At 65.8% G+C, this 20,166-nt stretch carries 22 protein-coding genes; 13 read left to right on the top strand and 9 right to left on the bottom strand.

Features of this window, described 5'->3' with window-relative positions; all coding sequences use genetic code 11:
* The first annotated feature begins 57 nt into the window (after nucleotides 1–57).
* A complete protein-coding gene (locus AC6I6S_RS10680; protein ID WP_497950028.1) occupies nucleotides 58–1,161 on the top strand; it encodes a geranylgeranyl reductase family protein in 1,104 nt (367 codons plus the stop codon).
* Nucleotides 1,162–1,166: 5 nt separating this feature from the next.
* On the opposite strand, the gene AC6I6S_RS10685 is transcribed toward AC6I6S_RS10680, so the two are convergent.
* The 3 genes from AC6I6S_RS10685 to AC6I6S_RS10695 form a co-directional block, all read right to left on the bottom strand.
* A complete protein-coding gene (locus tag AC6I6S_RS10685; RefSeq protein ID WP_497950029.1) occupies nucleotides 1,167–1,559 on the bottom strand; it encodes a hypothetical protein in 393 nt (130 codons plus the stop codon).
* Nucleotides 1,560–1,901: 342 nt separating this feature from the next.
* Nucleotides 1,902–3,005, bottom strand: coding sequence for a CAF17-like 4Fe-4S cluster assembly/insertion protein YgfZ (gene ygfZ / locus AC6I6S_RS10690; RefSeq protein WP_497950031.1), 1,104 nt, complete (start codon nucleotides 3,003–3,005; stop codon nucleotides 1,902–1,904).
* 84 nt (nucleotides 3,006–3,089) lie between these two features.
* Nucleotides 3,090–3,386: a DUF6432 family protein gene (locus AC6I6S_RS10695; protein ID WP_497950033.1), complete on the bottom strand. Its 297-nt coding sequence runs from the start codon at nucleotides 3,384–3,386 to the stop codon at nucleotides 3,090–3,092.
* Between the two features lie 99 nt (nucleotides 3,387–3,485).
* Between AC6I6S_RS10695 and AC6I6S_RS10700 the strand changes: the two genes are divergently transcribed.
* Both AC6I6S_RS10700 and AC6I6S_RS10705 read left to right on the top strand, forming a co-directional pair.
* On the top strand, nucleotides 3,486–4,376 hold the full coding sequence (locus tag AC6I6S_RS10700) for a DUF7093 family protein (protein WP_497950034.1): 891 nt from the start codon (nucleotides 3,486–3,488) through the stop codon (nucleotides 4,374–4,376).
* 116 nt (nucleotides 4,377–4,492) lie between these two features.
* Nucleotides 4,493–4,876 (top strand): DUF5611 family protein, encoded by a 384-nt coding sequence (locus AC6I6S_RS10705; protein ID WP_497950036.1) that lies wholly within the window; start codon nucleotides 4,493–4,495, stop codon nucleotides 4,874–4,876.
* A gap of 270 nt (nucleotides 4,877–5,146) precedes the next feature.
* On the opposite strand, the gene AC6I6S_RS10710 is transcribed toward AC6I6S_RS10705, so the two are convergent.
* Nucleotides 5,147–5,596, bottom strand: coding sequence for a hypothetical protein (locus AC6I6S_RS10710; RefSeq protein WP_497950037.1), 450 nt, complete (start codon nucleotides 5,594–5,596; stop codon nucleotides 5,147–5,149).
* 93 nt (nucleotides 5,597–5,689) lie between these two features.
* Here AC6I6S_RS10710 and AC6I6S_RS10715 point away from each other — a divergent pair, with 93 nt between their 5' ends.
* Nucleotides 5,690–5,875: a hypothetical protein gene (locus AC6I6S_RS10715; RefSeq protein WP_497950038.1), complete on the top strand. Its 186-nt coding sequence runs from the start codon at nucleotides 5,690–5,692 to the stop codon at nucleotides 5,873–5,875.
* Nucleotides 5,876–5,891: 16 nt separating this feature from the next.
* On the opposite strand, the gene AC6I6S_RS10720 is transcribed toward AC6I6S_RS10715, so the two are convergent.
* The gene (locus tag AC6I6S_RS10720; protein ID WP_497950039.1) at nucleotides 5,892–7,415 is read right to left on the bottom strand and encodes a heme-binding protein; all 1,524 of its coding nucleotides are present in this window, start codon (nucleotides 7,413–7,415) and stop codon (nucleotides 5,892–5,894) included.
* Nucleotides 7,416–7,584: 169 nt separating this feature from the next.
* Between AC6I6S_RS10720 and AC6I6S_RS10725 the strand changes: the two genes are divergently transcribed.
* Nucleotides 7,585–8,109, top strand: a complete 525-nt coding sequence (locus AC6I6S_RS10725) for a PadR family transcriptional regulator (RefSeq protein ID WP_497950041.1) — start codon at nucleotides 7,585–7,587, stop codon at nucleotides 8,107–8,109.
* 91 nt (nucleotides 8,110–8,200) lie between these two features.
* On the opposite strand, the gene AC6I6S_RS10730 is transcribed toward AC6I6S_RS10725, so the two are convergent.
* The 3 genes from AC6I6S_RS10730 to pyrH form a co-directional block, all read right to left on the bottom strand.
* The gene (locus AC6I6S_RS10730) at nucleotides 8,201–10,036 is read right to left on the bottom strand and encodes a site-2 protease family protein (protein WP_497950042.1); all 1,836 of its coding nucleotides are present in this window, start codon (nucleotides 10,034–10,036) and stop codon (nucleotides 8,201–8,203) included.
* Nucleotides 10,037–10,128: 92 nt separating this feature from the next.
* Nucleotides 10,129–11,832: a lysine--tRNA ligase gene (lysS, locus tag AC6I6S_RS10735; protein WP_497950043.1), complete on the bottom strand. Its 1,704-nt coding sequence runs from the start codon at nucleotides 11,830–11,832 to the stop codon at nucleotides 10,129–10,131.
* A complete protein-coding gene (gene pyrH / locus AC6I6S_RS10740; RefSeq protein WP_497950045.1) occupies nucleotides 11,822–12,547 on the bottom strand; it encodes a UMP kinase in 726 nt (241 codons plus the stop codon). Before pyrH ends, lysS begins: the two co-directional genes overlap by 11 nt.
* A gap of 103 nt (nucleotides 12,548–12,650) precedes the next feature.
* On the opposite strand from pyrH, the gene AC6I6S_RS10745 reads away from it, so the two are divergent.
* The 3 genes from AC6I6S_RS10745 to AC6I6S_RS10755 all read left to right on the top strand — a co-directional run bounded on the left by AC6I6S_RS10745 (nucleotide 12,651) and on the right by AC6I6S_RS10755 (nucleotide 15,367).
* Nucleotides 12,651–13,487 carry a molybdopterin synthase gene (locus AC6I6S_RS10745; protein WP_497951469.1) on the top strand — a complete coding sequence of 279 codons (837 nt, stop codon included), beginning with the start codon at nucleotides 12,651–12,653 and terminating at the stop codon, nucleotides 13,485–13,487.
* 268 nt (nucleotides 13,488–13,755) lie between these two features.
* The gene (locus AC6I6S_RS10750) at nucleotides 13,756–13,995 is read left to right on the top strand and encodes a DUF7123 family protein (RefSeq protein WP_497950046.1); all 240 of its coding nucleotides are present in this window, start codon (nucleotides 13,756–13,758) and stop codon (nucleotides 13,993–13,995) included.
* A gap of 202 nt (nucleotides 13,996–14,197) precedes the next feature.
* Entirely contained in the window at nucleotides 14,198–15,367 is a 1,170-nt protein-coding gene (locus AC6I6S_RS10755; RefSeq protein WP_497950047.1) for a site-2 protease family protein, read from the top strand.
* A gap of 24 nt (nucleotides 15,368–15,391) precedes the next feature.
* Here the strand turns inward: AC6I6S_RS10755 and thiL are convergent, their stop codons facing one another.
* Nucleotides 15,392–16,288: a thiamine-phosphate kinase gene (gene thiL / locus AC6I6S_RS10760; protein ID WP_497950048.1), complete on the bottom strand. Its 897-nt coding sequence runs from the start codon at nucleotides 16,286–16,288 to the stop codon at nucleotides 15,392–15,394.
* A gap of 121 nt (nucleotides 16,289–16,409) precedes the next feature.
* Here thiL and AC6I6S_RS10765 point away from each other — a divergent pair, with 121 nt between their 5' ends.
* From AC6I6S_RS10765 to AC6I6S_RS10785, 5 genes are all read left to right on the top strand, one after another.
* Nucleotides 16,410–16,865, top strand: a complete 456-nt coding sequence (locus AC6I6S_RS10765; protein ID WP_497950050.1) for a 30S ribosomal protein S19e — start codon at nucleotides 16,410–16,412, stop codon at nucleotides 16,863–16,865.
* A gap of 97 nt (nucleotides 16,866–16,962) precedes the next feature.
* Nucleotides 16,963–17,313, top strand: coding sequence for a DNA-binding protein (locus tag AC6I6S_RS10770; protein WP_497950051.1), 351 nt, complete (start codon nucleotides 16,963–16,965; stop codon nucleotides 17,311–17,313).
* Complete coding sequence (locus AC6I6S_RS10775) at nucleotides 17,313–17,903, top strand: DUF7411 family protein (RefSeq protein ID WP_497951470.1); 591 nt, start codon at nucleotides 17,313–17,315, stop codon at nucleotides 17,901–17,903. Before AC6I6S_RS10770 ends, AC6I6S_RS10775 begins: the two co-directional genes overlap by 1 nt.
* An 86-nt stretch (nucleotides 17,904–17,989) precedes the next feature.
* Nucleotides 17,990–18,646, top strand: a complete 657-nt coding sequence (locus AC6I6S_RS10780; protein ID WP_497950052.1) for a hypothetical protein — start codon at nucleotides 17,990–17,992, stop codon at nucleotides 18,644–18,646.
* A gap of 94 nt (nucleotides 18,647–18,740) precedes the next feature.
* On the top strand, nucleotides 18,741–20,156 hold the full coding sequence (locus tag AC6I6S_RS10785) for a sulfatase-like hydrolase/transferase (RefSeq protein ID WP_497950053.1): 1,416 nt from the start codon (nucleotides 18,741–18,743) through the stop codon (nucleotides 20,154–20,156).
* Nucleotides 20,157–20,166: the final 10 nt, after the last annotated feature.

The raw sequence follows: 20,166 nt of genomic DNA on the forward strand, positions 1-20,166 counted from the left end.
GTAACCGCAGCGATGCGCACTCGAGAGTTTCTTACTTCCCGAGCGAGACGGGGGTGTATGCACGATTTCGTCGTCGTGGGCGTCGGTCCCGCCGGGGCGCGCTTCTCACGACGGGCGGCCGAAGCCGGCTACGACGTGCTCGCCCTCGAGCAGGGCGAGATCGGCCAGCCACTGGCCTGTTCGGGCCACGTCAGCACGGACATCTGGGAGTATACGGGCGAGGGTGCCCGCGAGGAGCTGTTCCAGAACGAGGTGTACGGCGCACGGTTTCACGTCGGCGGTCCCCACAAGAACGGTGATGGCGAGCGCGACACCTACCCGTTCTACAAGCGCGAGGTCGTCTCGAACGTCATTGACCGCGTGGGCCTCGACAAACACCTCGCGGAACTCGCCCGCGAGGCGGGCGCGGATGTCCGCGACGAACACACCGTCACCGAGGTGGTAGAGCACCGCGACCGCGTCGAGGTTACCGCGAAGGGACCCGACGGCACCGAAACCCACGAGGCGAAGATGGTTGCGGGGTGTGACGGCCCGCGCTCGAGGACCCGCGCCGCGCTCTCGCTTCCGGACCCCGGGGAACTGCTCCACGGGGTGCTCGCCTTCTCCGAGGAACCCGACGACCAGGACTTCGTCGACGTCCACCTCACCGCGCCCCGCTTTTTCGCCTGGCGCATCCCACGCCACGAGGCCGGCGTCGAGTACGGGCTGGCGGCCCCGCCGGGCGTCCACGTGAACAGACACTTCGAGGAGTTGATCGACGGCTACGAGATCGAGGTCTCCCACCGCTGCTCGGGCGCGATTCCGATCGGCCCCCCGGATCGGATAACGAGCCGGCGCGGCTTTCTGATCGGCGACGCGGCCGCCCAGACGAAGCCGTTCACCGGCGGGGGCATCCTCTACGGGATGGCCTGCGCCGACCACGCCGTGCGCGAGATCGACCCCGACCGCCCGACGACGCTCGCAGCCTACGAGCACGCCTGGCGCGACGATCTCGCGCGCGAGATCGAACTCGGCCACTGGCTGCGCCGGGCGTACTCGCTGCCCGAACCCGTTCAACGAGTCGGGCTGCGGGCCGCCTCGGGCGAGATCGGCGTCCACATGGACCGGCCCACGTCGGCGCTTTCCCTCGAGCACCTGAAGGCGATGCTCTCTCGGTCGTAGCCGTCTCAGTCGGCTTTCCCGACGGTCCCGCAGGCGACCCATTTCGGCGCGACGATCTCCTCGCCCTCGATCGCGTTCGGGTCGAGCAGCAGGATCGTGTCGTCGGGCATCCCCTCGTCCGTCTGTACCGGATGGCCGATCGCCTCCTCGAGGTCGTCTCTTCCCTCGAGTTCCTCGCCCTCGAGCACCTGATCGACGTTCGTTGGCGACAGGAAGAACACGAGGTCGGCCGGATCCGGCGGCTGTTCGGAGAGCGCGCCGAGCAGGTCCGTCAGCGTCTCGACCTCGAGAGTGTCGTACGACCGGACCGTCACCCGATCGGTGTCCGACCCCGGCGCTTCCTTGGACTGGGTGCGAATGTGCGTGACGAGTTCGTCGAAGTCCGTACTCGAGTCCATACCTCCACTCGCCACCGTCTGCGACCTTTACGCTGTGCCCGGCCAGTTCTTGGTCTCGAGATTTTACGGAGGCGACCGGCGGATAATGGCAACTGCTTTGCAAAGTGCGCTCTGCAAACGTACCTTTTTACTGCGGGTCCTCGCTCCCTACGGTCGCTCGAACCGCTTGCAAAAATCTACGCTAAAAAGGCCGCTCGCTCCCGCTGGTCGCTCGCGGGTGCAGCGCTTGGTGCTCTTCCGCAGCGTTACCTGCACCGCCTGTACTGACCATCCATTCCACGTCTCGATTTACGTGCCAAAACGACACCGATCGCGACCCGTTCAGACCGAACGTAGACGTGGTTAGGGATACTGCGGCAGTCTCGCCGACCGGTCGGTGCCCTCCACGAACGGCAGGTCCGTCCGCTGTGCCGGTACCTCTTCCCCGCTGACGCGAACCGTCACCTCCTCAGCCTCGAGTCCGTACTCCACGACCGCGAGCGCGATGGGCGTCTCGAGCAGCGGGCTCTCCTCTGCGCGCGTGACCTCGCCGACGGCCGAGTCGCCGGCGAAGACGGCTGCACCTGGTTCTGGAGCCGCGCCCTCTGACTCCCCGTTCTCGAGCGTGAGCCCCACGAGCCGCCGGCTCGGCTGGCCCCGGTTCTCGACCCGGGAGACGACCTCCTGGCCGACGTAACATCCCTTCTCGAAGTCGAGCGCGTTGCGGAGACCGAGGACGTTCGGAATCCGGCCCTCGAGTTCGGTTTCGAACAGGGGGGAACCGGCCTCGAGGGTGAGCGTATCCCAGGTGCGGTAGCCGAAGTGAGCGGCGTTGAGGCCGTGGTTCAGCAGGGTGTCGTAGACGGCCTCCGCGTCGGCGGCGGCGCAGACGACCTCGTAGCTCTCCTCGCCGGCCAGCGCGTCGGTGCGGATGACGCTCACGCCCTCGTCGCCCATGGTGCCGCGGACGAACGAGAACCGCCGGTCGGGCGAGGCGGCCTTATTGAGGACGCTCGCGATCTTCTCGGTCGCCTTCGGCCCGTGGATTCCGAAGATAGCGAACTCGTCGGTCGCGACGCGGATCTCGACGTCCTGGATGAACACCTTCTCGGACCAGTCGGCGGCGAGGTCGTCGGCACGGTCCGGCGGCGTGAACAGCAACAGCCGTTCGTCGGCGTTGTAGACGTAGAGTTCGGTCTCGATTCGGCCCTGCGGGTCGAGGACGAGGGCGTAACAGCCCTCGCCGTCCTCGCCGGGAACGCGGTTCGAGACCACGTTGTCGACGTACTCCACCCGGTCGTCGCCTTCCACGACGATCACGCCGTAGGCACACTCGAGCAACCCCACCCCGTTTCGAACCGCGCGGTGGGCGCGCTCGGGCCGCCCGTAGTGTTCGACGACCGTTCGGCCGGCGCGCTCGCCGAACGTCGCGCCGTGATCTGCGTGCAGCGACTCGATGACGCTCATGGATGGTTCGAGGTGTGGGAAGGTGACAGGCGTTTCGATGTCCGTGATCCGAACTGGCTCACTGGCTGCCGTGCGTGACGAGCCTCAGAACGGGATTCGCTTTCGAATCCACTCTCTCAGCGACTCGTCGTCCTCCGGGACCGGTTCGTCGGGAACGACGCGATCCGCGGGTTTGATCACTGTCTCGCTCGTCTCCGCTTCGACGATGATGAGATCGTCCGCTTTGAGCGTCGCGAGGGCGTCCTCGAGTTCGTCGATATCGACCTCGACGGCCGCCCGCAGTTCGAACACGGTCATCCCGTCGTCGACGCGGTTAACGAGCGCATCGAGTACCGCCACCTCCGTCGGCTCCCGGCTTCGGTACTCTCGCTTCGCTCTCATTCGGGTACGTATTCGACGAGCCATGATTTGACGTTTGTCGTTCCCGCTCGCCGCCGGTTGCGGTACGTTTTTTATGCCGTGGATTGGTACGATGGGACAATGGTCCTGCGATGTTCGCTGCTCGGACACGACTACGGCGAGGCCGAGGTCGAACGCGAGCGCGAAGAACGGGGCAGTGAGGTCGTCGTGACCGTCACGGAGTACGAGGAGTGTTCGCGCTGTGGTGATCGCCACCTCATCAGCGAGAACACCGAGGTGACCAGCCTCTCCTCCGGGACGGCCGCGAGCACACCCGCAGCACCCGCTACCGACGCCGAAACAGCACCCGAACCAGCCACCGAGACGACTGCAGAGGCGGCGTCGCCGGCCGACACCGCCGCAGAGCCGCCGGTCGATGACACTCCCGACGCGACTCCCGCCCCCGAGGAGGAAGACGACCTCGAGCTTCCGACCGACGAGAACGGCGAGCCGATCACCGACGACGGGGAGATTCTCGAGGAAACCGCTGAACCCGACGGCGACCGGAACCACGGCGAGTGGCCCGACTCCGAGGACGTCGGTCCGCCGGTCGGCGCCGACGACGAACCGGCCGCCTGGCCAGACGAGGGGCCAACGGCCGACGACGGATCGACGGTCGACGACGAGCCGACGGCCGACGATGAGACGTACGAACCCGCCCCGGAGGAGGGTGCCGAACTGCTCGACTCGAGTTCCGACACCGCGTTCGTCGACGCCGAAACCCCCGACGGGGAGACGGAATCCGAAGGCGGCCATCCCGCGTCGTCGGAACCGGACACCGGCATCGCGAGCGCCCGCTCTGCACCGCTGCCCGGCGAGTCCGATTCCAGAGACGGCGTGCCGACCGAATTCTTCTGTCCGCAGTGTTCGTTTCTCGCACCCGGTGACCGGGGATCGCTTCGTCCGGGCGACATCTGTCCGGAGTGTCGAAGGGGGTACCTGGGCGAGCGCGAGCGCCAGTCGCTGCGGTAACGTCACCCGGTCGATACTATCTCGCGGCTGAGACACCTCGCCCCACGGGACTCTCTCGCTCTCACCGACCGTCAGCTATGAAAAGAGGTAAACACTCCCCCGTGTATTCTGGAGCCATGAAGGAGTACAAGATGCGCCGTGGTGAGCACCTCGAGGACCGAATCCCCGACATGGAAGCCACCGTCGAAGACTACTTCGGGTCGATCAGCGGCACCGAGGAGTACAAGGGAAGTGACCTGTTCGTCATCGACGAACCCGACAACCCCGTCTTCGAGCGCATCGTCGTCGGTGCCGTCGAGTACTCCGGCAAGAAGGACAAACTCGCCGTCGACTTCGTCGAGCGCGATCCCACCGAACTCGGCCCCAACGAGCTCGAGGCCGCCGGCGACGCCGTCTCCGCGAAAAACGAGTTCCTGCTCGAGGCGACCGCCCGCGACGCCAAATCCCGCCGCGACTCGCTCAAGCGGGCGGTCGAGGACGACCCGGACCACGATTTATAGGCACCCACCTTTTGCGCTGCACTCGTACCGCGCCAGCGCCAGCAATACTGGCGCTGGCGCGTGACGTTCGGCAAAAGCTGGACCAAAATCACTCCTCCCTCCGCTACAGTCGCTCAGCGAGCGCCTTCCGCATCGGTCGTCGGCCCGCTCGCAGCCGACGGCTGCTCGCGGTACAATTCGGTGAGCGGCCTGCCCTTCCCCGGGTCGAGCGGGTCGGCGCAAATTGCGCCGACCCGCTCTCCCGGCCATGGACCGTCGGTCGGTTATTGATTACCGGTTCTCGCGCCGGCGGTGTACCGAAATGACACCCGCACCGGGATCCCCGTAGCGGAGGTCGACGATATCGCCGACGTCGATGTCGTTGAAGTCATCGCGGACGAGGACCGCCTCCCGACAGTCGCCCTTGCCTCGAGTCCCCGCGTCACAGCCCCGGATCCTGTAGCTGACGTCCGCGTCTATCGACCGGAGTTCGCCGTCGAGTTCGTCCGAGACCTCGAGGGGGTCGTCGGCCGCAAATTCGTCGAACGGCTCGTGGACCTCGCCGTCGAAGTACGGCCTGTCGCCGTCGTAGCGCTGGCGGACGAGCGTCTCACTCGAGTCGCCGCTCCCGACGATCACGCGTTTTTCGGCGATCTCGTCTCGCTCGGCGAGCCCGACCCAGGTGGCACAGCCCGCGAGCAGAATCGTCGGGACGGAAGCGAGGAACGCGCGTCTGTTCACCGTCTAGAGTCCGAACCGGGAGCTTCGAGTACTTTTCCCTCGGGACCGGACGAAACCCCTAAGACCGATTCCTCGAAACTCTCGAACGAACCAATGGATCTCTCGACGTTTCTCGCGGCGACGCTGATCGCTCACATCGGGTTTGCGATCTGCGTAACAATCCACGCGGCCGTCACCGACCGTGACGCCGGCAACTGGCCGTTCATCACGCTCGCAGTCGGCCTCGCCGGCGTCGCAGGCTACTTGTTTTACGATCCGGGCGAGTCGGGGCCGCTCTGAGAAGAGCCGCGGCGGATTAGGCGAGGAACACGTGTCGCGGCCGATCGGCGAGAACGTCTCGGCCCCACTCGACGGTCTCGGAGAACGCGTCGCTGCGGAAGAACGCCATCGCGTCCTCGCGGGAGTCCCAGCGGCTGGCGATGAACGTGTCGTTCTCGTCCTCGCGGTTGACGAGCAGCGTCGTCTTCCGGTGGCCGTCCATTCCCTCGAGCGCCTCACCGACCTCCTCGAAGGTGCCGACGAAGTCCTCGCGGTAGTCGGGTTTGATGGTGTAGAACATCCCCATCGTTCCCCAGGAGTCGTCCTCGTCATCCCCCGCTTGCCGGACGATATCCGGGAGGTCGGCGAGGAAGCCCGCAGCTGTGGTCGCCGCCCGCTCGGTTTCCCAGAGACTGACGACGGCGGTTTCGTCGCCGTCGCCCTCGCTTCCGTAGACGGCCGTCTTCACGTGGCTGTCGTAGTGGTCGAAGTTCGTCCGCAGGCCGTCGACCTCCTCGAACAGTTCGTCGGGGTCGGCCGCGGAGTAGAGCACGACCGCGTGGCCGTCCTCGCCGTGGGGTTTCCCGCCGTAGACGCCCATCTCCTCGAGTTCGCCGCGGATGCCGTCGCCGTCGTCTCCGCCGGCTTCCTCGTCATCGCCACCGTGTGCGTGATCGTGGTGGCCGCTCGAGTCACCGTGTGGATGCCCATCCGACGTTTCATCGGCGTGTGGGTGGCCGCTGCCGTGACCGCCGTGCGGGCCGTTGGCGGCCTCCTTCGGGACCTGTTCGCCAGCGAGGTACGCCCCGAGGTTCTCGGGGGCGAACCGGCGGCCGAAGAGGAACCGGCCGAACTCGCCGAAGCGCGAACTCGAGGGATCGAAGCGCATCTCGTACAGCAGTTCCTTGATGTCGGTGGGGTCGTCGGCGAAGAGGGTGATCCCCCACTCGTAGTCGTCCAGGCCGACGCTGCCCGAGATGATCTGGGTGACCCGGCCGGCGTACCCCTTGCCGATCTCGCCGTGGCCGGACATGTACTCGGATCGCTCCTCGAAGGAGAGATCGTACCAGTTGTGCTCGTCGCCGCGGCGTTTGTCCATCGGGTAGAAGCTGACGTACTCCGAGTCGGGGATCTCGGGTTTCAACCGGGACTCGATGTAGCGAGCCATCCCCGTGTCCTCGACCTCCGACTCGTCGTCGAAGTAGTCCTCGGACATGTAGCCCGAGACCTCCGTCACCGAGAGATACGAGTCGACGCGTTCGGTGAACTCGGCGAGGGCGGTGTGTTCGAACCGGCGCTCGAGCACGTCGAGATCCTCGAGCGACGGCCGGAGATGCAGGACCAGCAGATCCGCCTTGTGGCCCAGCACGGCGAACGTCGCCGAACCGCCTTCGTCGGCGTCCGCGAGTCGTTCGCAGGCGCCGAGATAGTCGACACCGTCTTCGATCGCCCGCGACCGGCGGCGCTCGGGAGCGTCCCGCCAGGCGTCCCAGTCGACTGTGCGGAAGTCGTGGAGCACGTACCAGCCTTCCTCGGTCTGTGGGGGTCTGCGTCTGTCCATAGACGCGGGTTCGGCCGGAGCGGTGAATAAGGAACGGTTTTCCCTCGTCGGACGGCGGCGGGATTCAGGCGAATCGACAGATTTCGGTCGTCTCGGGTCGCGACATGGCATCACGGAGCGTGCGGGCGACCGAAACCCTTTATGTACGCCCGTTTGAATCACGACTACCATGCGGAAAAGTGGGCCGCCGAAAGGACTCATCGCCTATCTCGTCCTCGAGTTGTTAGAAGAGAAGCCGCGCTACGGGTACGAGATCTTAAAGGAGATCCGTGACATCAGTGGTGGCCACTGGGAACCGTCGTACGGCTCCGTCTACCCCATCCTCTACAAGTTCGAGGAGAAGGGTTGGGCCGAACGGATCGAACGCGAGGACGAACCCGATCGGAAGTACTTCGAACTCACTGACGCCGGCGCCGAGGAACTCGCCGAACGACGCGAATCCGGCGCCGAGAAGGCCCACGACTTCGCCGACGTTATTCTGGGGTTCTTTCACGTCTACGCCGCCTTCTCGACCGACGAGCGCTTCGAGATCCCGGACCTCGAGGGCGAGTGGCAGTTCAACGAGGAGTTCAGCGCCTGGATCGTCGAACAGCTGATCCGCCACCACGACTACTACTTCGACACCGAGTTCGAGCGCATCGAGGAGACGCCCGAGGAGTTCTACAGCCGCCACGGCCTCGAGTACGAGGGCTGACCTTCCGTCCGGTTAGTACGGGCTATCACGTCGGCCCCGAAGCGACGACAACCCTCTCGCGGTCGCCGGGAACAAGTTACTGTAGACCGTCTCAGCCCGCGAGCAACTGCGGACCGAACAGCATCAACAGGAAACTCGCGAGCATCGCCAGTCCGACCGAAGTCGTCACGGTCCGGACCATGCCGCGGGTGGCGTCGATGGGGAGCCTCGAGACGACCGCCTCCGTACTCGTCCGGAGGATGTGGCCCCCGTCGAGCGGGAACGCGGGGATGCAGTTGAAGAAGCCCAGTTGGACGTTGATCCAGCCAGTCCAGAACAGCAGGTTCGCGAGCAAGAAGACGACCGGTTCGCCGAGAACGCCCAGCGACCCCTGCACCTCGTAGAAGTTCTGTATCCCGCCGGTAAAGCCGGCGAAGTTGAACGGAAGCAGGCCGATGACGGCGATAATCGGCAGGAAGAGCACGAGGCCGATCTTCCCGAGGTAGGTGTCCGTTACTGCCCCGAACTGGCCGTCGCCCTCGCCGCCGAGGATGACGAGGTACTCCTCTGCGGGGTAGAGCTGAACGCCGATGTCGGCGATCGAGAAGCCGGAGACACCGGAGCTGCCGAGGATGCCGAGGTAGCCGGTGCCGGTCTGGGGGTGCTCGCCCAGCGTGACCTGGTACTCGACGCGCTCGCCGTCGAGGTAGCCGGCGACGGTCACCTCCTCGTCGGGGCTCGAGGCCTGCAACTGGCTCTCGAGGTCTCCCCACGACTGGATGCGCTCGCCGTCGTACTCGGTGATGACGAGCGTCTCACCCGCCGGTGCACCCGCCTCAGAGAGCGGGCCGTCCTCGACGTCGACGGCGGCACCGATCGGCACTTCAGTGGTGGCCTGTTCGCCGTCAGCGCGCTCGAGGGTGAGTTCGACGACCTCCTCGTCGCCGACGGCGTCGAAGAAACCGCGCTCGGTCGCCACCGACTGGCCGTCGACGGCGACGATCGAGTCGCCGACGGCGACGCCCGAGGGTCCATCTTCGATCGCCGCCCGGACGACCGCGGAGCGCTGGAACGTGATCTCGTCGTCACCGTTGCGCTCGACGGTCACCTCCTCGCCGTCGGTGGCCTCGAGGCGCTCGCTCAGGTCGTCGTTGTCCTCGACGGGCGTGCCGTCGATGGCGGTGATCCGATCGTTGGGTTCGAGGCCGGCGTCCGCGGCGGGCGAGTCCGGAGCGACGCCGCCGACGGCCGCGCCGGGGGCGAGCGTGATCGCGCCGGCGATGGGGCCGAACAGCAGCGCGAACGCGATCAGCGTGACGACGAAATTGAACGTCACTCCCGCGGCGAACATTCGGGTCTGGGCGCCCCTCGAGGCCTTCTTGTTGCTCTCCTGGTCGGGCTCGACGAACGCGCCGATCGGAAGCAACGCGAGCATGGCGACCCCCATCGATTCGATCTCGATGTCCTCGACGCGACAGAGCAGACCGTGACCGCCCTCGTGGACGACCAGCCCGACGAGCAGGCCGAAGACGATTCCCGGAGTGGCCGACAGCGGGAGAAAATCGTTGACGCCGGGGATGACAAGCACGTTCCGGGGCTGCTGGACCGTCGAGGGCTGCGGTGTCGAGAGGGCGGCGTACGCCGACACCAGGAGGAAGACGAACATGCTCCCCATCACGACGATGGCGATGCCGACGCCCATGTTCGCCCAGGCGCGCCAGAACCGCTTCGGGCGGGACAGCGAGTCCAGGAACGCCTTACCACGCTTCGTGTGGATCGTCAGGATCGGCCCCTGCGTGCCGACGTAGCTCGGGAGGAAGCCGTTGTTGCGGAGCGTGACGATTACGAGCCAGTAAGCGACGATTCCGACGAGGATCCAGGTGAGCGTACTCGACGCGAAGGCGTCGACGAACGCGGGGGTGACTGAGACGGGGGACCCATACTCCATTACTCTCTCTTCGGTCGGGCGCTCTCAAAGGGCTTTTGTCTGGGGTGGTCGACTCCGAACCGCCCGATGACACGGGTTTCGGGGTCGACGCCTTACTGCTCGCGACGCAGGCGAGCGACGACGAACTCCCGGTCGACCTTCGCGAGGAACGGGCCGAGCTTTGGCCCCTGGCTCTCGTCGAAAAACAGCCGGTAGCCCGCGCCGAAGAAGTCGCCGATGTCGACGTCGTGGCGCTTTGCGGCCTCGTAGATCTCGCCCTGGATCTCCTCGGGGCCGTGGCCCGCCTCGATGAACGCCGCGAGGTCGGCCAGCGCCGCCTCCGTCGGTTCGTCGAACTCGTGGTCGGGTATCTCCGCTCGCTTGAGTTCGTAGTCGAACTCGTTTTCGGTCCGTCTGGCCCAGTTGCGGGCGCGTTCGACCCGCTCGAGGGCGCCCTCGATCGCCCACTCCGGTGCGCCCTCCGGAACGTGGCCCTCTCGCCGGGCGATCTCCTCGCGCAGAGCCGGGTCGTCGGTCATCCCCAGCACCGCAGCGAAGGTGTAGGGCAGGCGGATGCGTTCCTGCCTCGGTTCCTCCACGACCAACGGATAGACGCGCTCGGCGAACGCCTTTTCGTCCTCGCTCGCCTCCACCTCGCCGAAGTAGATCGCCTCGAAGCGGTCGAACTCGTCGACCAGCAGGTCGAGGCGCTCGACGCTGAAGTCCCGCGCTTTCGCGGGGTCCTTCGCGAAGAAGTACCGGAGTACCTCGGGCTCGAGCAACTCGAGCACCTCCGAGACGAGGATCACGTTCCCCTCGGAGGACGAGAACGGTTCGCCGTCCAGGGTGAACCACTCGTAGACCATCGGCACCGGCGGCTCGATGCCGAGGACGTTGCGGGCGACGTCCTGGCCGCTCGGCCAGGAGCCCTCGGCGTGGTCCTTACCGAAGGGTTCGAAGTCGACGCCCAGCACCTGCCATTGGCCGGGCCACTCGAACCGCCAGGGCATCTTTCCGTCGCGGAAGGTGGCGGTCCCCTCGTGGCCGCAGCCGTCGATGGTCCTGTCGCCGGCCTCCATGTCGGTACAGCGGTAGTCGACGGTTTCGGCCTCGAGATCGATTCCCGTAATCGTCTCGGTGACCTTGCCACACTCCGCACAGATCGGGTTGAACGGGACGTACTGCTCGTCGACCTTGTCCTGGTACTTCGAGAGGACCTCGCGGGCGGTCTCCCGGTTCTCGAGGACGTGTCTCGTCACCGGATCCAGATCGCCGCTCTCGTACAGTTCCGTGGTCGAGACGAGGTCGATGGGCACCTCGAGGGCGTCGGCGCTGTCCTGGATGATCTGCGAGAAGTGATCGCCGTAGGAGTCACAGCAGCCGAAGGGATCGGGGATGTCGGTGTACGGCGAGCCGAGATTGCGCCCGAGCGCGCCCGCGTTGACCTCGCCCAGATCGACGAGGGTGCCCTCGAGGTCACACAGCGTGCGGGGTAGTTTACGGAGCGGATCGCGGTCGTCGGCGGTGAACACCTGCCGGACCTCGTGGCCGCGCTCGCGCAACACTTCGGCGACGTAGTAGCCGCGCATGATCTCGTTCATGTTCCCCAGGTGAGGAACCCCGGAGGGCGAGATGCCGCCCTTGATGACGATGGGTTCCTCGGGGTCGCGCGCTTCGACGCGATCCGCAACCTCGTCGGCCCAGAAGACGTGGTGGCCACCCTCCCCGGACTCTCGTTCTGCCTGGAGCGTGTACGGACTCTCTGCGTCCGCGTTCCCGTTCGCTTCGCCGTCGCCCGCGGTTTCCTCAGTGCTCATCGCTGGCCCAGTAGGTCGGCTCGGCGCCGACGTCCTCCGGTACGACGTCCGTTCCCTCGTGGTCGCCGTGGCGAACCGCGCGGGCGATGCGATCGGGGTCGGTGCCGTCGAGGACGATGGTTCGCATTCCCGAGCGCTCGATGATCTTCGCCGCCAGCAGGTCGACGGGTGCGGAGGCGCCGGCGTTCATCTCGAGGCCCGCGATAACGTCGACGAGTTCGGTCGCCGAGAGATCGTCGTACTTCGTCGCGTCCTCGGTCTCGTTGGGGTCGTCGCTGTAGACGCCGGGGACGCTCGTGGCGTAGACGAGCAGGTCGGCGTTGACGTACTCCGCGAGGGCGGCGCCGACGGCGTCGGTGGTCTGTGCGGGGGCGACGCCACCCATCACGCAGACGTCACCCTGCCGGAGCGCGTCACCGGCGGTTTCGTAGTCTCGGACGGGCGCAGTCACCGCGTCCTCGCCCAGCGCGGCGATGAGCAGGCGGGCGTTGAGGCGCGTGACGTCGATTCCGATCTGATCGAGTTCGATCTCGTTTGCGCCGAGGTCGCGAGCGGCACCGATGTAGTCGCGGGCGACGCCGCCGCCCCCCACGACGGCACCGACGCGACAGCCATCCGAAACGAGATCTTCGACGACGGCGGCGTGTGATTCGACCCGATGCGAACCCGGTTCGGGGACGAGCACACTCCCACCGATGGAGACGACCACTTTCATGCTACCGCGGTCTAACCGGGTTGCAATCTTAAGGGTTGCCAACGCCGATTCCGGCGGCGACCGCGGCGATAGCTACAAACCTCGAGCCGACCACGTTCCAGCTATGTACGTACTCGGCGTCCTCGACAGGGGTGTAGACGACGACGGCCTCGAGCGCACCGTCGGCCAGTTCGTCGATCGACTCTCGGCACGCGGGCGCGTCGGCGTCGTCCGCTACGACGCAACGATCGCCGACGGGCGAGCGGCGCTTCGCGACGACGGGATGACACCCGGCGGCGACGTCACCTACGATCTCGGCGTCGACGGCGACTGGACCGCCTGCGGGACCGGCATCTCGGTCACCGACGCGCTGGCGGATCTCGCCGTCGACTGCTCGTTCGCGGTCGTCGTCGGCGTTCCCTCGCTTCGCTACCCCGCCGTCGCGGTCGGCCCCGAGACCGACGCCGGGAACGCCCACGTTCTCGCGACTGCCGCCGACCCCGCGGATCTCGACTACGACGCGGTCGTCGACGCCCTCCTCGAGACTGAACCCTACGAGACGCTCGAGTCGCTGGTCGCCAGGGTGAAAGCGTCACCCGACGCAGATCGGTCGGGTGCGATCGCGACGTTCACGGGCCGCGTACGAGCGAAGGACGCGGCCGACGACGCGCGCACGGAGTACCTCGAGTTCGAGAAGTACGAGGGAGTCGCCGACGAGCGGATGGCGGCGTTGAAAGCGGACCTCGAGGCCCGAGACGGCGTTTACGCGGTGGAACTCCACCACCGGACCGGCGTCGTGCGCGACGGCGAGGACATCGTGTTCGTCGTCGTCCTGGCCGGCCACCGCGAAGAGGCGTTTCGGACGGTCGAGGACGGCATTAACCGGCTGAAGGACGAGGTACCGCTGTTCAAAAAAGAGGTGACGGTTGACGAGGAGTTCTGGGTCCACCAGCAGTCCTGACACGTTTCTTTTCGTTTATCTCTAATGGCATGGGCTTGGAACATAGAGTCGGCGTGGTACGTCGACGGCTCATGGGCGCGAGATGTGGGCTTCTCTAGTTACGGCCTTAGATTCGATTTTAAAACTTCTACGGAGATATGGACCCCTCGTAAAGGGTTGGGTAAATCGAGATAAAACGTCGGATAGATCTCCCGTTCTTGAAGACAATCGAAAAACTCCAAAGCATCCTTCCTTTATAACATATCCCGGCTGATAGGGGTAGTTGTCGATGAGCACGACAGCCCAACCCTCCACGGAAAGCAAAGAACGCCGCCTCAAGCGCTACCTGCGCAACCGCGTCGACGACGGTGAGCTCTACTTCAAAGGTAAGTTCATCGCCGACGATGTCGGACTCTCCCCCAAAGAAATCGGCGCGCTCATGGTCAAACTCTCCGAGTCCGCGACCGATCTCGAGATCGAGAAGTGGTCGTACACGAGCGCGACAACCTGGCGCGTCGACCACGCCTAACCCTGTCGCCATCGACGACACTCCACTCAACTCCACGTCGCAGTCGACGCCACGTCGGTGCGTGCTCCCCTTCACGCATCCGGGAGGCGTCTCGATACTGTGCCGGCGCGTACCCCCCACGCCACCCGGCACGTTCCCCGATTCTCACTTCGACTCGAGCCACGGCAGTCGATTTATACCGCCCGGTACCGAACCACCGATGATGGATGATGCGGAGCGGTCGACCCGCTCGAGCGACGGCGGTTCCCGGAATACGGGAGCTGTGGACACTGATGGCCCTCCTCGCGACCTGATCGAGTCGGTCTTCGCCGTCTACGAGACCCGTACCGACGGCGAGCAACTGCTGTACTACGGCGACCCGCGTCGCTCCCCGGAGGCGATGATGCACGAACTCTGGCCGGCGTTTCGCGAGGCCGGCTACGAGGTAGAACTCACCGCCCAACGGGGCGAGTACGTCCTCGTCGCGGAACCGATCGACGTCGGCGTCGACGGAATCCCCTGGACCAACGTCGTCCTGTTTCTGGCGACGGTGGCCTCGACGCTGTTCGCCGGTGCCCAGTGGTACTACGTCAACCCGCTCGAGGACCCCACCGGTGCCGTCCTCGAAGCGTGGCCGTTTACGGTGGCAATTCTCGGCGTGCTGGGCGTCCACGAGATGGGCCACTACGTGATGAGCCGCTATCACAAGGTGGACGCCTCGTTGCCGTACTTCCTGCCGGTGCCGACGCTGATCGGGACGATGGGCGCGGTGATCAAGATGAAAGGTCGGATGCCCGACCGGAAGGCGCTGTTCGACATCGGCGTCGCGGGGCCGCTCGCGGGGCTGGTCGCGACCGTCGTCGTCACGGTAATCGGCCTCCACATGCAGCCGGTGACCGCGCCGCCGGGGCTCGTCGACAGCCCCGATTCGATCCAGATCCGGCTGGGGTATCCGCCGCTGCTCGAGTTCCTCGCTGCCGTCGTCGATCAGCCGCTGTACCGCGACGACCCCGCGACGGCGGTCAACCCGGTCGTCATCGGCGGCTGGGTCGGGATGTTCATCACGTTTCTCAACCTGATCCCCGTCGGACAGCTCGACGGCGGCCACATCCTCCGGGCGATGGCCGGCGACCGCCAGGAGACGGTGGCCGCCCTCGTTCCCGGCGTCCTCTTCGGCCTGGCGGCGTATCTCTACTACGTCGGCGGCGAGAGCGGTAACTCGGTGTTCATCTGGGTGTTCTGGGGGCTGTTCGCGGCGCTCATCGCAGCCGTCGGTCCCGCACGGCCCGTCAACGACGACCGGCTGGGGACCGGTCGGTTCCTTCTCGGACTCGTCACGTTCGCGCTCGGAATCCTCTGTTTCATGCCGGTTCCGATCGCAATCGTCGGCTAACTCCGAGGTCCCGGCTCGCCGGGATCAGGAGTCACCGTGAGTATACCCGCGATCCGCGAGCGCCTCGCCGTCGAGCGTCACACCGTCTTCGACTACCTCGCCGAGCACCGCAAGCGGCTCCGAAACCGCTCCGCGTGCGGCTTCGAGCGCCGATTCGGGGATCGTACAGACGAGTTCGAAGTCCTCACCGAACGTCAGTGCCCGCTCGAGCGCCCGCTTCTCGTCGGCGAGTTTCGAGAGCGACTCGGCGACCGGCACCCGCTCTGCTCGGATGGCGAACCCGCAGCCACTCGCCTCCGAAAGCTGGTGGAGCGACCGGGCGAGTCCGTCGCTCGAGTCCATCATCGCGCTCGCGTGGGGGGCCAGCGCTCGACCGGCTGTCACGCGTGGCTCGAACCGAAACAGTTCGTTCGCCCGCTCTCGAGCGGCCTCGTCGCCGGTTTCGCTGGCGTGTTCGAACAGCTCGAGGGCTGCTGCGCTCCGGCCGAGCGTGCCCGTGACGCAGACGCGGTCGCCGACGCGAGCGCCCGAGCGGTGGACCGGGTCGTCGACGCGACCGAGCGCCGTCGAGGCGACGGTGAACTCGTCGTGACCGTCCAGGTCTCCCCCGACGTAGCGCGAACCGACGCGCTCGCAGACGTCCCGGGCGCCACGAACGAACGCCAGCAGTTCGTCCTCGTCGAACTCGGGGGCCGCGTAGGCGGCGACGGCGGCGGTCGCCTCGGCACCCATCGCGGCGACATCCGAGAGGGAGGCGCCGACCGACCGCCAGCCGGCCGTATAGCGGCTCGTTCCGACCGGAAAGTCGGTCCGCTCGTGGAGCATGTCGATCGTAACCACGAGGCCGTCGATGACGGCCGCATCGTCGCCAACCGGCTCGAGTTCGCTCGAAAGCAGCGCCAGGGCGGCGCGTTCGTCCATACTCATCCTCTCGAGTCGAGGGCGAAAAGCGAACCGGTCGTCGTGCTGTCCGGGCAGACGGCGCCACGCCCGCGAGTGGACAACGATGGCCTTAAATGCCGCCGAAGGGAACCAACCGCCAATGGCTACGATGTACGACGTTCCGGCGGACGCCCTCATCGAGGCGCTCGCTGACGACTTCGAGGACCGACTCGAGGAGCCCGACTGGGCACAGTTCACCAAGACCGGTGTCGACCGCGAACTCCCACCCGAACAGGAGAACTTCTGGGCGATCCGTGCGGCAAGTCTGCTGCGCAAGGTCGCCGACACCGGCCCCGTCGGTGTGAGCCGGCTGGCAACCGAGTACGGCGGCGGTAAGAGCGGTTCGACCCGCTACCAGTCCGTCCCCGACCGCCGGGCCGACGGCTCGCGAAACGTCATCCGGACCATCCTCCAGCAGCTCGAGGAAGAGGACCTCGTCGAGACTGCAGAGGGTGAGGGACGACGTATCACCGCCGAGGGGCGCAGCCTTCTCGACGAAACCGCCGGCAACGTTCTCGAAGAGCTCGACCGCCCGGAACTCGAGCGCTACGCCTAAGACGTTTTTTCGACGTTCGCGGTCGTATTCGCGGTTTCTGCACCGAGCGAGGGCACGGTCCGTAATCATTTTCCCCTGGCACAGACAACACTGATTCATGAGCGACGCTCCCGACGAGGACGAACTGGAGGAACTGCGCCGGAAGAAGATGGAACAGCTCCAGGATCAGGCCGGCCAGCAACAGAACGAGGAGGCCCAGGAAGCGGCCAAACAGCAGGCCGACGCCCAGAAACAGGCGATCCTTCGACAGTACCTCACCGACGACGCCAGAAAGCGGCTCAATACGGTCAAAATGAGCAAACAGCAGTTCGGCGAGCAGGTCGAACGTCAGGTCGTCGCGCTGGCCCAGAGCGGCCGCATTCAGGGGAAGATCGACGACGCACAGATGAAGAGTCTTCTCAAAGAGCTCCAGCCCGAAAAGAAGAGCTTCGACATTCAGCGCCGGTGATGCGGCTGGGACTGCTGTACAGCGGTGGGAAAGATTCGACGCTCGCAGCGTTGCTGCTCGACGAGTTCTACGACGTCACGCTCGTTACGGCCCACTTCGGGATCACCGACGACTGGAAACACGCCCGTGAGACCGCCGAAACGGCCGGCTTCGACTTCGAACGGCTCGCACTCGACCCCGAGGTCGCCGCCGAGGCCACCGAACGGATCCGCGAGGACGGCTTTCCCCGCAACGGGATTCAGCTGGTCCACCAGCACGCCCTCGAGACGGTCGCCGCAAACGGGTTCGACGCCGTCGCCGACGGCACCCGCCGGGACGACCGGGTGCCGACGGTGTCTCGAGCCCAGGCTCAGAGCCTCGAGGACCGACACGGCGTCAACTACATCGCGCCGCTGTCGGGCTTCGGGCGAAACGCGGTCGACCGCCTCGTCGACGCCACACTCGACGTTACCGCCGGCCCGAGCGAGGAGATCACCCGCGCCGACTACGAGGCGGAGCTTCGGGCACGGATTGCTGCCGAGGACGGTGAGCGCGCGGTCGCCGAACTGTTTCCGGACCACGAACAGACACGCGTAACCGACGTCCGCTGAGTCACGCGTTCGACCGTTTCCTCGAGTTCCAGTACGCGTTGTCTCGACCGCGATCTATTTTGACGGGTTCGTGATAGTCGGCAGTAATGAACGGGTTTCTCCAGCGGCGAGTGCTCGCGTCGTTCGGCCTCGGTGCTGTTCTCGCCGGGTTTTTCGTCGTGGCTTTGCTGTCGGCTGACGGCGTCGTAGGCCGATTCGTCGCGAGCGTTCTCGGTGGTCTGTCACTGACCTGCGTCGCGCTTGGTTTCTACTACGTCAATCACGATCGGGTGTTCTCGGACGGGGTCCGTGACAGTGCCCGTCGACTGGTGCGGGGGTGGGCCGGATTCTACTTCCTCGTCGAGGGGATCACCGCCGCGATACCGCTTACTGACTCCGGTGGCTGGCACTGGCTCAGCGGCGCGTTCGTTCTCGCCGGCTTCACGCTTTTGCGGGCGTTTCACCCCGACTACGAGGAGGCAGACGAGCTGCGTCCCGGCGCCGGAAGACGGCTGCTCGGACTCGGGAGCGCAGCCTGCGTGTACGCCGCCGGCGTTGCGCTGGTCGAAGGGTGGGTTCACCCCGGGTTCGTGCCCGGCGTTGTGGCAACCGCCCTCGGCATCGCTCTCTGGCTCTCGGGGCTGTCGATCGCGGTCGCCACGCTCGTGCGAACGCACCGGCGGCTGACGGCCGACGCGGGCGAGGAGTCCGAAGACCGGAATCGGTACGCTCCCGTCTCAGAGACGGAAACGTCACTCGAGTAGTTCGTTTTCACTATCACGATCGCGTGGTAGCGGTAAATACTCCTATTCGACGGGCTCCGACACACTTATACCGACTGTTTGTTGTAGAACCGCTATGGCTCTTCCGAACGTTCTTCTTGTTATTCTGGATAGCGTGCGGGCGAAGAATACCAGCCTTCACGACCATCCGCGGGACACGACCCCCGCCCTCGAGTCGCTCGCAGAGGAGGCGACGGTGTACGAGCAGGCGCGCGCTCCCAGCATTCACAGTATCGCCAGTCACGTCAGCATCTTCTCGGGATACCACGTCGAAGAGCACAACGTCGTCGAGCACGAGTCCCAGCACGATCCTGCGACGAGTATCTGGACCGAACTCGCCGAGGAGTTCGACTATTCGACCGGACTGTTCACGCCGAACGCGGTGATTACGATGGCGTCGAATCTCGACGATCAGTTCGATACGACCGTCGGACCGAGTCGGTACCGCCGCTTTCAGTCGGGGCTCGATCCGATGGAGATCGACGGGGAGGTAACTCCTCGACGCTACCTCCAGGAGTCGCTCAACCACCCCCACCCGCTCCGCTCGATTCTCAACGGGCTCGAACACCGGTTCACGCCGGGGTCGTCTCACGATCCGGAGCGCGAGAGCGGCGAACGGTACATCCAGCACTTCTTCGACTGGCAGGAACGCCAGTCCGGCCAGTGGGCTGCGTGTCTCAACCTGATGGACGCGCACTATCCGTACCGCGCCCTCCCGGAGTTTCATATGCTGGACGACGACGAACTCCGCGCCGTTCACGACCGGTTTCAGGACATCCCCGCACACCACCTGCTTACGAACGGTGACTGGTGGGCGCTCGAGGCGCTCGAGTACCTGTACGACGAGTGTATCCGCCAGGCGGACGCCGCGGTGGAGGAGCTGTTCAGCACGCTGGCACAGGGGGGCGCGCTCGACGATACCCTCGTCGTGGTCACGAGCGACCACGGCGAGGCGTTCGGTGAGTACAGCCAGGTGTCGCCGGGAATCCGGCTGTCGGATCACAGCTGGGGTATTCACGAGTGCCAGACGCACGTTCCGTTGCTCGTCAAGGAGCCGGGACAGACGGCGGGCGAACGTGTCGACGAGGTCGCCTCGCTGGTGGAGTTCCCCAACGTCGTCCGGTCGGTGCTCCGGGCGGAATCCGACGCGTCGTTCGTTCCCGAAAAGGAAACGGTTCTCGCGTCGACCTACCGGGTTCCCGAACCCGGAGATATACTCCCCGAAAACGTCGACAAAGAGGACTACATCGGTGCGTGGCGGGCAGTTTACCGGAACGACGGGGACTCGGTTCTAAAGCACACCAGCCACGCCGACGACGAGGCAACCGTCGAAATCCTCGACGCCCAGCGCTCGATCGTCCGCGAACCGAACGCTCACGGCGTCGTCTCACAGGCCTTCGACGAACTCTCCGACGTCGGTGCGAATCTCGGGATGGGTGACACGACTGAAGACGTCGAAGAGCGGCTCGAATCGCTGGGTTACCTTCGGTGAGCACGCTCGA

Source organism: Natrononativus sp. DTA114, assembly GCF_059736515.1.

Bases quoted from the DNA above. Each gene is read 5' to 3' on its own strand.
- AC6I6S_RS10680 (WP_497950028.1), top strand. From the start codon at position 58: ATGCACGATTTCGTCGTCGTGGGCGTCGGTCCCGCCGGGGCGCGCTTC.
- AC6I6S_RS10685 (WP_497950029.1), bottom strand. From the start codon at position 1,559: ATGGACTCGAGTACGGACTTCGACGAACTCGTCACGCACATTCGCACC.
- ygfZ (WP_497950031.1), bottom strand. From the start codon at position 3,005: ATGAGCGTCATCGAGTCGCTGCACGCAGATCACGGCGCGACGTTCGGC.
- AC6I6S_RS10695 (WP_497950033.1), bottom strand. From the start codon at position 3,386: ATGAGAGCGAAGCGAGAGTACCGAAGCCGGGAGCCGACGGAGGTGGCG.
- AC6I6S_RS10700 (WP_497950034.1), top strand. From the start codon at position 3,486: ATGGTCCTGCGATGTTCGCTGCTCGGACACGACTACGGCGAGGCCGAG.
- AC6I6S_RS10705 (WP_497950036.1), top strand. From the start codon at position 4,493: ATGAAGGAGTACAAGATGCGCCGTGGTGAGCACCTCGAGGACCGAATC.
- AC6I6S_RS10715 (WP_497950038.1), top strand. From the start codon at position 5,690: ATGGATCTCTCGACGTTTCTCGCGGCGACGCTGATCGCTCACATCGGG.
- AC6I6S_RS10720 (WP_497950039.1), bottom strand. From the start codon at position 7,415: ATGGACAGACGCAGACCCCCACAGACCGAGGAAGGCTGGTACGTGCTC.
- AC6I6S_RS10725 (WP_497950041.1), top strand. From the start codon at position 7,585: ATGCGGAAAAGTGGGCCGCCGAAAGGACTCATCGCCTATCTCGTCCTC.
- AC6I6S_RS10730 (WP_497950042.1), bottom strand. From the start codon at position 10,036: ATGGAGTATGGGTCCCCCGTCTCAGTCACCCCCGCGTTCGTCGACGCC.
- lysS (WP_497950043.1), bottom strand. From the start codon at position 11,832: ATGAGCACTGAGGAAACCGCGGGCGACGGCGAAGCGAACGGGAACGCG.
- pyrH (WP_497950045.1), bottom strand. From the start codon at position 12,547: ATGAAAGTGGTCGTCTCCATCGGTGGGAGTGTGCTCGTCCCCGAACCG.
- AC6I6S_RS10745 (WP_497951469.1), top strand. From the start codon at position 12,651: ATGTACGTACTCGGCGTCCTCGACAGGGGTGTAGACGACGACGGCCTC.
- AC6I6S_RS10750 (WP_497950046.1), top strand. From the start codon at position 13,756: ATGAGCACGACAGCCCAACCCTCCACGGAAAGCAAAGAACGCCGCCTC.
- AC6I6S_RS10755 (WP_497950047.1), top strand. From the start codon at position 14,198: ATGGATGATGCGGAGCGGTCGACCCGCTCGAGCGACGGCGGTTCCCGG.
- thiL (WP_497950048.1), bottom strand. From the start codon at position 16,288: ATGGACGAACGCGCCGCCCTGGCGCTGCTTTCGAGCGAACTCGAGCCG.
- AC6I6S_RS10765 (WP_497950050.1), top strand. From the start codon at position 16,410: ATGGCTACGATGTACGACGTTCCGGCGGACGCCCTCATCGAGGCGCTC.
- AC6I6S_RS10770 (WP_497950051.1), top strand. From the start codon at position 16,963: ATGAGCGACGCTCCCGACGAGGACGAACTGGAGGAACTGCGCCGGAAG.
- AC6I6S_RS10775 (WP_497951470.1), top strand. From the start codon at position 17,313: ATGCGGCTGGGACTGCTGTACAGCGGTGGGAAAGATTCGACGCTCGCA.
- AC6I6S_RS10780 (WP_497950052.1), top strand. From the start codon at position 17,990: ATGAACGGGTTTCTCCAGCGGCGAGTGCTCGCGTCGTTCGGCCTCGGT.
- AC6I6S_RS10785 (WP_497950053.1), top strand. From the start codon at position 18,741: ATGGCTCTTCCGAACGTTCTTCTTGTTATTCTGGATAGCGTGCGGGCG.